Annotated in this window: 10 protein-coding genes; 6 read left to right on the top strand and 4 right to left on the bottom strand. The window is 37.6% G+C overall.

The features are described from left to right. Window positions 1-214 precede the first annotated feature (214 nt). The 6 genes from pheT to H0X48_06485 all read left to right on the top strand — a co-directional run bounded on the left by pheT (window position 215) and on the right by H0X48_06485 (window position 6,311). On the top strand, window positions 215-2,560 hold the full coding sequence (gene pheT, locus H0X48_06510; GenBank protein MBA3954945.1) for a phenylalanine--tRNA ligase subunit beta: 2,346 nt from the start codon (window positions 215-217) through the stop codon (window positions 2,558-2,560). After that, window positions 2,509-3,021 carry a signal peptidase II gene (lspA, locus tag H0X48_06505; GenBank protein MBA3954944.1) on the top strand — a complete coding sequence of 171 codons (513 nt, stop codon included), beginning with the start codon at window positions 2,509-2,511 and terminating at the stop codon, window positions 3,019-3,021. The genes pheT and lspA overlap by 52 nt, the downstream gene beginning before the upstream one ends. Then, complete coding sequence (locus H0X48_06500) at window positions 3,008-3,490, top strand: phosphatidylglycerophosphatase A (protein MBA3954943.1); 483 nt, start codon at window positions 3,008-3,010, stop codon at window positions 3,488-3,490. Before lspA ends, H0X48_06500 begins: the two co-directional genes overlap by 14 nt. After that, complete coding sequence (locus tag H0X48_06495) at window positions 3,487-4,167, top strand: ComF family protein (GenBank protein ID MBA3954942.1); 681 nt, start codon at window positions 3,487-3,489, stop codon at window positions 4,165-4,167. The genes H0X48_06500 and H0X48_06495 overlap by 4 nt, the downstream gene beginning before the upstream one ends. Window positions 4,168-4,297: 130 nt before the next feature. Next, entirely contained in the window at window positions 4,298-5,389 is a 1,092-nt protein-coding gene (locus tag H0X48_06490; protein MBA3954941.1) for a hypothetical protein, read from the top strand. Between the two features lie 64 nt (window positions 5,390-5,453). Next, on the top strand, window positions 5,454-6,311 hold the full coding sequence (locus H0X48_06485; GenBank protein MBA3954940.1) for a hypothetical protein: 858 nt from the start codon (window positions 5,454-5,456) through the stop codon (window positions 6,309-6,311). 37 nt (window positions 6,312-6,348) lie between these two features. Here H0X48_06485 and H0X48_06480 read toward each other — a convergent pair whose 3' ends face one another. The 4 genes from H0X48_06480 to H0X48_06465 all read right to left on the bottom strand — a co-directional run. Further along, entirely contained in the window at window positions 6,349-7,590 is a 1,242-nt protein-coding gene (locus H0X48_06480; GenBank protein ID MBA3954939.1) for an exonuclease SbcCD subunit D, read from the bottom strand. Next, the gene (glmU, locus tag H0X48_06475; protein ID MBA3954938.1) at window positions 7,587-8,987 is read right to left on the bottom strand and encodes a bifunctional UDP-N-acetylglucosamine diphosphorylase/glucosamine-1-phosphate N-acetyltransferase GlmU; all 1,401 of its coding nucleotides are present in this window, start codon (window positions 8,985-8,987) and stop codon (window positions 7,587-7,589) included. The genes H0X48_06480 and glmU overlap by 4 nt, the downstream gene beginning before the upstream one ends. A gap of 276 nt (window positions 8,988-9,263) precedes the next feature. After that, window positions 9,264-9,572: a transposase gene (locus H0X48_06470; protein ID MBA3954937.1), complete on the bottom strand. Its 309-nt coding sequence runs from the start codon at window positions 9,570-9,572 to the stop codon at window positions 9,264-9,266. A gap of 45 nt (window positions 9,573-9,617) precedes the next feature. Beyond that, window positions 9,618-9,917: ankyrin repeat domain-containing protein (locus H0X48_06465; GenBank protein MBA3954936.1), on the bottom strand; the 300-nt coding region annotated here is incomplete at its 5' end.

The following is a 9,917-nucleotide window of genomic DNA, read 5'->3' as shown; positions in this document are numbered from 1 at the left end:
TGTATATACCTCTAAGATTATTAATTATGCTTTTAATTATACTTTATTGATTTCTATTACTATTTTAACAGTTAATAAATATATGTCAAATGGTAAAATTCAGTTAATAATAATTTATATTAAAAGGTTCAGCAATTTGCTCGTTTGGCTGTTTTAGCTTATTATAATAAAAACAGTTCTCTTGGTTATAAGTACTATAAGGTTCACAATTCTCATGAAATTATCAATAGCGTGGATATTTGATCATATTAAAGCCAATTGGAAAGAAATAGATATTCCTGAGCTTATGGCCCGTTTTAGTGCCACAACGGCCGAAATTGAAGATGTAAAACATCTATCTATTGATCTTGATGCTCTTACTATTGGGCGTAGTATAAGTACTAGTTCTAAGGGTATTACTGTAGAAATTCCTGAATTTAAGAAAAAAGCTATTCTGCCAGAACGATCTGGTATAGTTATTGATAGCTTATATTTACTAAAAAAAATAGGTAAAGACTACTCATGGGCGATTCTTGGTGATCTGGGTAGTGAGAAAGAAGGTTTAGTTCCAGCAGTATGGTGCAATCTAGAGCTTATAAAGGGTGGCTGGAAAAAGTCTTTTGAAGCAGAGGATTATATAATTACCCTAGATAATAAAGCTATAACTAATCGGCCTGATATGTGGGGTCACAGGGGCTTTGCTCGAGAAATAGCTGCTTTACTTAATGTACCCTTAGAACCTGAAGAAAATTTTTTAGTTTCAAAGCCTATAAAGCATTATCCTCAAAGTGCACCTGTATCTTCAACAAATCCTTTTACCATTGAAATTGCTGCTGATACTCCTGAGTGTGGTCAACCTTGTAAGCGGCTAGCTGGTATGTATCTGCCTAAAGTTGAGTATCGCGATTCAATTATATATATGGCTCATAGACTTGCTCGTGTTGATGCCAGACCACTGAACGCTCTTGTTGATACGACTAATTATGTAATGTTTGATATTGGTCAGCCAATGCATGCTTTTGATGAACAAAAAATATCAACGCATAAGCTTGTTGCGCGCTGCGCGCAAGCAGGTGAAACACTCGAACTGCTTGATGGTGACGAAATAAAGCTCTTACCCAGTGATTATGTGATAACTGACGGTATAAGGCCTTTGGCTTTAGCTGGTATAATGGGTGGCCGTGCAAGTGCGGTAACTGAGCATACTCATTCTTTGTTTTTAGAGTCAGGTAATTTTGATGCAACTACCATAAGGAAAACATCTGTGCGTATTAAAAAGCGTACAGAAGCTTCAGCTCGCTTTGAAAAGAGTTTAGATCCAAACAATAATACTCAAGCGTTACTCCGTTATTTAAAGTTGCTTGATCAGTATGGCATTTCTTACCAATCAGCTGACGCGGTAGCTTCAGTAGGGCCGCTTGCCCAAGAAAAAGTTATTTCTGTTTCGCATCAACTTATCGTAGATCGTTTAGGTATGACGGTAGCCCCCGAACGAGTTGAAGAGATTCTCTCTCGTTTAGGTTTTGGAGTGCAAAGTTTTTATAATGATCAGCAGGTAACCTATACTATTACTGTGTCAACTGCACGTGCTACTAAAGATATTACTATGCCAGAAGACTTTGTTGAAGAAATAGCACGTTTTATTGGCTACGAACATATACCTCTTGTAATGCCTGAGCGCTCTATGGCACCCTTTGATATTGAGCCTATTGAGCGTTTAAAGTTTATTAAAAACCATATGGCTTTTGGTCTTTCTATGCATGAAATACAAACGTACGCCTTTTATGATGAAGAGTTTTTAAAGCGTATTGACTATGGACCAGAAGCTACACTGCGTATAGCTAACCCTTTATCTGAGCATTGGCAACGTCTGGTTTCTTCTTTAATACCTAATGCACTTAAAACGGTGTATATCAATAGCCACAAACAAGATACACTCAGGTTTTTTGAATGTAATCGTGTGTGGTTTAATGAGGGACAACCAGTAGAAGAGAATGAACTTGCGGGTATATTTTATGAGCACAAAAAACCGGTAGACTTCTATGCAGGAAAAGCATGGTTGCAGTCTCTGTTTACAGCTCTACATATAGATGTTGAGTGGTGTAAACCTTCTAAAACTCTTGATCCTTGGTACACCGGTTATCAAGCCGCTGAGCTTAAATATAAAGGCCGAATTATTGGTCAAGCAGGAAAAGTTGACCGTAATATGCTTTCTAAAATAGCTGAAGGTGACGCGTTTATCTTTGAACTTGATGCCGGTTTTTTACTTCATTATAAACCTGAAATAGTAACATTCAAACAATTGTCTAAGTATCCTGAGGTGCATTTAGATATTAGTGTTTTGGTGCCTTATAGTGTTACTGTAGCGCAATTGCAACAAGCAGTTAAAGGCGCTCACCCATTAATTAAAGACACTCAATTACTGGATTTTTATGAAAAACCAGAGTGGAACTTACAAAAATCTATTACTTTAAGTTTTACTCTTAGTGATGAAACTAAAACATTAACGAAAGATGAGATTGATGCAGTATGGAATCACGTCGTCAAATCGGTAGAAAAGCTTGGAGCAACCATAAGGTAAAAGCGCTTGTATCTGCTATCTGCTTGAGTATACTCTTTATAGTTGATCGTGTTACTAAGCTTTATGCGCTTGAGCATTTTAGCTTTGAGCATGTTATTAATCCGTTTCTCTCATTTGAGCTTGTATTTAACCGCGGTGTCTCCTGGGGTCTCTTTCATGGATCAAGCACGTTAGGATTTATGCTTCTAACTGCTGTTATACTAGTCGGAACGCTTGTTTTTAGTAGAGAAGCGTATAAAAAAGCACGTCAAGGTGAAAATGTTATCGGAGAGTTGCTTATTATTACCGGTTCAGTATCTAATATACTAGATAGAGTACTCTATAATGGCGTAATCGATTTTATAGTAGTTCATTATGGTGCCTGGTCCTGGCCTGTATTTAATATAGCTGACGCTGGTATTGTGCTTGGTGTAGGGAGTATGATTATACAGCTTATAAAGCAGCATAATGCAACTATCTAGTTTGGGTTTTAAAGCAGTTGCTAAACAGATTGCTACTCTAGGGCCATTAGGCTATGCTCCAGCACCAGGTACAGTTGGATCTGCTGTTACACTTTTATTGGTCTATAGCTCTCATAGATTTATGCCTGAGTTGTTTTTTTATACTCTTTTTATTATAGCAATTTCAGGCATTGCTTTTTATGTTATTGCTGCCGCACGCACAGAATTTAGTACACCTGATCCAAAACAGATAATACTAGATGAAGTTATAGGATGCTTATTTTGTTTTTATGGTTTAAACATAGACTGGTATGTGCTCCTTTGGGGATTTTTGCTTTTTAGATTTTTTGATATTACCAAATGTTTAGGTATAGGTTACTTAGAAAAACTGCCTGGAGCCTGGGGTGTTTTAGCTGATGATATAGCATGTGGTTTGATTACTAATGGGCTTTTGCGCTGTATAGCTTTACTTGGTATGCTAAAAGCATGAAAAACTATGTGATGCGTTTATTATTAACGCTTTATACTTATGGTATAGATTTTATTGCTCCTAGCTATTGTGCTTATTGTCGTATTTTCTTATCGACCAGAGCTGTCTACTGTACTACGTGTACTGAGCTTATAAGGACCCTAGTGTCAATTGCGGTGCCACTTATAAATAACTATGAGCTTACGGTACTAGCAGCATGCGATTATAAAGAGCCACTAAAATCACTTATACTGGCTAAAACATGGTCTGATGCAACTGCAAGTAAGCGACTTGCTCACGTCATCTGGCAGCATTCAGCTCTTAAAAATATCACCTTCGATTTTTTGGTTCCAGTACCACTTCATTGGACACGTAAAGCGCGTCGTGGGTACAATCAAGCAGCTCTTATAGCTCATGAGCTGAGCGTCTTAAGTGGTAAACCTGTGGTACAGTGTATAAAGCGCATAAAACGGACGCGTTTTCAGGCACTGCTTTCAGCATTAGCTCGTAAACAGAATGTAAGTGATGCTTTTGTACTTGATGTAAAGGACAAAGCTGCATATGAAAATAAAACATTCATGCTTGTAGACGATCTTATGACAACCGGTTCCACGCTACAAGCTTTAGGTAAAGTACTTGTGCAACTTAAGCCACAGAAGATATATGCTGTAGTTGCCTGTAGAGTTGCAAGTGTTTGAAAAAACACAAACTATCAAGTAAACTTACACTAAAGCTTATTTTTGCAAGAACTATCATTTCATGATAGGATACAAGACAAGAAACTTATAGTGGTGCAAAACTTTATTTACCTAAAATAAAAGGATTTTTATGAACCAATCTTTAAAAAATCGCTCATTTTTGAGTGTAGGATTATTACTTTCTTCTTTATTACTTCTTTCAGGCTGTCTGCCAGACTGGGGCAAAAAAGCTGGTGATTGCACAGGCTGCTCAACAGATGTAGCAAGCGCTGACAGAAAAGTAGGCGGAGAAGTATTACTTACCATTAACGGTAAAGCTAGAACGACCGAAGACTTTGAAACATTTTGGCAAGAATTTTTAAGCAGTGATCCTCAAGCAGCTTTAATGGCTCAATTTATGCCAAATGCTCGTGAAGAGATGTTTAAAAACTATGAAACTGAAGAGCTTATTAAAGAGTGGATCAAGTCAAACAAAAAAGATAAAGACGCAGATTACGTTAAAGCTCAAAAGAAGGCACATCAACAAGCTGATCGTACTTTAAATATTACTGCATTTAAAGATGACGCAGTTAAAAACCTTGATATGAGCGATGCTGGTCTTCAAAGTTTTTATGAAGAAAACAGAGACAAAAATGCAGTATTCCAACAGCCACCATTCTTGGTAACAGCTGAAGGCGTAAAAGCACAGCAAGTTATCTTTACTGATGAAAAAAGTGCAAAAGACTTTGCTGATCGTGCAAAAAAGCCAGGAGCTAACTTTGTTAATTTAGCAAAAGCTGTTAAAAAAGAGGTTAAAGACCTTGGTTTAGTAACTGCACAAAGTCGTACTGTCGAGCCAACCGTTCGAGTAAGACTTAAAGATATGCAAGAAGGTACTGTTGACGTAGTAAACGTTGGACCAAAACAATTTGCTGTTGTAAAAGCAGGCGCTAAACAACAAAACAAATTCGCTGGATTTAATGAGCCTAACGTAAAAGAAGCGCTTAAAGAAGTTATGCCACAAATGAAGGCATACGAAGCTATTATGGCGCGTGTTGAAGATCTTAAAAAAGAATACAAAGTAGAAGATGCAAAAGGCCAAGAATTCTTCAAAAAAGAAGCTGAAGAAAAGAAAGCTAAAATGCAAGAAGAGTTAAAAGCAGCTCAAGAACAAGCAGCTAAAACTCAACCTTCAGATGAACAAGCGCCAGTGGCAGCTAATACAGCAGCTAAAGTAGCTTAATTTGTTTTAGAGATTTTTTATAAAAGGGGAACTGAGTTCCCCTTTTTTTATAAGAGAAAATAATATGATTACAGTAGTTTATAAGAGATTTTTAAGGGTACTAGCTCTAGTTAGTATCATCACTTTAAGCTTGCAAGCAGGCGATAGATACACGGTTAATAAAACACGTGCTATTATTTATCATCCTGAAGGAACCGCTTGGGTACTGCAATCTGATTTGCGACCAGCGCTTGATGGTAGTTTAAGAAATTTAGAGCGTGCTGTTTTTGAAAAGCTTATAGTATTTGAAGCGCAAAAATACAAAGTTGTTGTAAGTGAAGCAGAAATTGATAAGCGTCTAGCTGATATTCATAAACAACTGGAAGTACGTCGTCCTGGTATAACTATGCAAGATATTTTTAAAGAATTTGAAAAAATGGGCATTCCTCAAGAAGAGATTCGTGAAGAATTACGTACCACCCATATTGTTGAGATGATGATAGAGCAACGGGTTAAAAGCAAAGTGTTAGTAAGCAATAAAGATGTTGAGCACTATGCTGATGAGCATCCTGTTTTACAAGTTAAGCAACTTTTTATACCGTACTCAACAAATAGTCTTAAAGCATTACAAAAAACAAAAATAGAAGATAGTATCGAATCTCAAGAAATTTTAAAGGCACCTAACTGGAGTGACACTCTAGAGCTTAATCTGGAAGATCTTGCTCAAGATAAACTCTACATTAAAGATTTGACTGCTGGCAGTATACAGGTGCTTACCGATACTCCTGAAGGTGTTACTGTGCTCCATTTTATAGGTAAAAAGCCGCTTGATAAAGAGCGTGAAAAAACTATTATGTATCAGTTGCATGGTGAACGACTGGATAAAGCACTTGCTGATTATAACAAAGAGTTGTTAAAAACGGCACGTATCAAAGAACTTTAATATATATACACTAGAGTGTATAAACACTCTAGTGTAGCTAATAACCAGTTTCTTGTGAGTCTTTAAGTTCAAGCTCAAGCAGTAATGCTTTTTCGATAAGTGATTCTTTAGAGCCTTTATGTTCAGGCTTAGTATCAAAATAAGCACCAAGCAAATGGGATAAATTCATATCAACTTTTAAAGCAGCACGTCGTTCGCGAACTTCAAGAGTGCGTAACGGTATAATCCCTACTAGATACATAGCATTAACACATGCCTGTTGAATAGCGTTTAGGTCTACTCTATCTTTACATCCTACAGGAATATGGTATAAAATTTTTACCACAGCTGCCTGGAGGTCGTGCTTTGCAAGTTCAGTAAGAATCTGATCAGTCTGATTTTGTAGCCCATCAAGATCTACTTCAACTTGTATAAAAGGTCTTGTTGGCGTAGGTACAAACTCGTACTGAGTATCACCTTTAGCTTTAAGGCTAACTGAGCAAAAGCCTTTATCTTCTTTACGTTCACCAAAATCTATACGTTCTAATGATCCTGAATAAATTATCGGTGGATAGCTTTTTTTATTTAAATTCTGAAACCTATGCAAGTGACCCAGGGCAACATAATCAAAGGGCTCTATAGCTAGTTGCGAAGGGAAAAATAACGGATCAGTGCCGTAGACAGCACGTTTTTCTGAGCCAGAAAAAATTCCTGAGCTTACGGTTAAATGGCCGCACAGTACTGCAGGCATACTCTTGTCTAGTTCGTCAGCCATGGTTTGTATAATTCTGCTTACCCCAGTGCTAATATACTGAGTGAGCTCAGTTGCTGTAGTAGCTGCATGCACATTACTCAATGCAGCAGTATTGCGTGTGGGCCAAGGAATACCTACAATTTGTACGGGGCCATTTTTAGTGGTAAGTACTAGTGTTTGAGGTTTAGAGATAACATGGAATCCCTCAACAGGCAGTTGCCCAAATATTTCTAAAGCATGAGCTTTACCAAAGCTTAAGGGATTATCATGATTGCCCACTACCATAACTATAGGAATGCCTGCTTTATATAATTTTAAAAAGCATTGCATAAACAAACGTTGATGGGTAGGTGTAGGATTAGCTGTTTTATAGGCATCTCCTGCAAATAAAAAGAAATCAACTTTCTGTTCTACAGCGTAATCAACACAAAAGTTGAGTGCCCGCTCAAAGTCGAGTAGCCGCGTATGTATGCCAGTTTTTGCATCAATGCGACCATAATTTTCCATGCCAAAATGTATATCAGCAGTATGAACAAAACGTATCATGAATTCTCTTGTTTTTTATACCGTTCTTTAAGCTTTACTGCGTAATCGGGTTTGTTTTCTTGTCTGCTGCGTGCAATTGCTAAAGCTTCGCTAGGCACACTATGCGTTATAGTCGATCCTGCGGCTATAAAACAATCTTTGCCTAAAGTAACAGGAGCAATAAGAGTAGTATTGCTTCCTATAAAGACGTTATCTTCTACGTGCGTTGTATTTTTAGATACGCTATTATAATTACACGTTACGGTACCTGCTCCCACAGTAACAGACTCACCTATAACTGATTGGCCTACATAAGCTAAATGTTTTGCTTTGGTTTTGGCTCCCACAATGCTTTTAGAAACTTCTACAAAGTTGCCTATAACACTGTTATCTTTAAGAGTACTGCTTCTATGAATGTGAGCAAATGGTCCTACTTGTACTTGTTCTTCTAGAATACTATTAGTTATAACAGAATGGGAAAGCACCGTGCTACGAGCCCCAATAAGGCTGTTGGTTATAATAGAAAAAGCATCAATAGTACAACCAGAGGCTATGCGTGTAGTGCCACGCAGTTGTACACCAGCGCCAATAACAGTATCGCTTTCTAACGCTACTTGTTGATCAATAGCAACATTTTGTGCTGCCATAAAACGGACACCTTTGTCCATCCAGTAGTGTATAATTTCAGCTTTCTTAATCTGCTCAGCTACCCAGAGCTCTTTAAGAGTATTAACCCCACGTACAAGATCGAATGGAGCATTTACTGTTTCGATTTTTTGCTTTTTATCGCTTGCTCGTTTAATAAGATCGGTTATATAGAGTTCGCCACTGGCTCTATTAATCTCTAAGTTGGGCAGCTCTTGTTCTAAAAAGCTCCGCTTAATAAGATAAATGCCTGCATTTATGCAACAATGCTCAGCTGGATCTTGCGTAAAGTCACGTGCTTCTACAATTGCTACTGTGCCGTTTTCTTTTATTACACGACCATAGCCACCAAGAGCAGTATCAGGGTTATGAGCAGTGACAAAAGTTATAGTAGCATGAGATTGTTCATGAGTATCTATAAGTTCTTGGATAATCTCTTTATTAATGAGCGGCATGTCGCCATTAAGCACTAAAATATTGTCAGCATGCCATGCTTTTTGTGTTGAAAGTACTGCATGGCCGGTGCCTCGTTGCTCAATTTGTTCACTATAGTGTACGTTATTAAACGTATACTTTTCTAAAATAGAGCGTATTTGTTCTTTTTGGTAACCAAGTATAACGGTAACAGGTATAGCGAGCTGGCACAGCGTCTGCACAGGATAAGCGATCATTTCTTGACCGCACAACGTAAAGGTTAACTTGCTTGCTGCGGTATTAAAGCGAGACGATTTGCCTGCTGCTAAAATAAGCGCTTGAATTTTTTCTGTAGGCACAATCCCCTCCTAAAACACAGAGTATTTATTATATAACTTTACCATGCTTTTTCAGTCAAGTCTAAAGTTACCATAATACGCCTGAAGTGTTGATTCTAAGTATGGTATTAAAAAACAAGAAGCCGCTTTTCAAAAGTTACTCAAATATATTTATAGGTAACTTTTGATCTGATACTATCACGCACTCAGTTTTAATTTCTTGAAGATGCAAATATATTGCTATTGTATCCCTGCAATGTATAAAGCACCACTAGATAGAACTCTCCAAGCCCAACGTTATTGTATAAGAACATGGCCCGAGCTGGGCACTGGCAAAGATAACTCTTTGCTTTTTAGTAAAAGGTCCTGCAGGGTCTTTCTTAGTCCATTGTATGTAGCATTTTCATCACGAATGTGTTGCGCTAAACATGATGGACATGTCCATTGACGTACATGAGGCGCAAGACCGTTTGGTACAATAAAATTACAAGCATGACAGGTGCGTGTAGTGCCTTTTTCAGCAAACTCATGATACGATTTGCCGGACTTAAGTGCTACCCATGAGAGTTTTTCTTTAAATCGTCCAATAAGCGAACGATTGTTCATAGCTCTTCTCATGGGAGTTGTTATGCCGTTACCGCGTGGTGTATTTCATTGTAATAACGATAATAATAGCGGTTTTATGTTATCGTGCATAACATCCAGTGGCGTGAGCCGTTGTTTGTTTTGGTGCGTGATAAGTTTAGAGTTTTCTTTTAAGAGATATTTAAAGACATTGCTACTACCTGCTTGAGCTGCTCTATGCAGTAGATTATTACCTTGGCTATCGCGCATAGTAATAGGAAATCCTGTCTTTATCATATGAGCAGTTTGCGACATATCGTCTTGCTCAACTGCTTTTATTAATTTCTCAAAATAAGCATCAAGAGCTATTTCTAAAGCCCTATAAGA

The organism is Candidatus Dependentiae bacterium (assembly GCA_013821315.1).
GTDB lineage: Bacteria > Babelota > Babeliae > Babelales > Babelaceae > JACDHA01.
The sequence above is the reverse complement of the archived record's forward strand: the minus strand, read 5'-3'. Positions and strand labels throughout refer to the sequence as shown.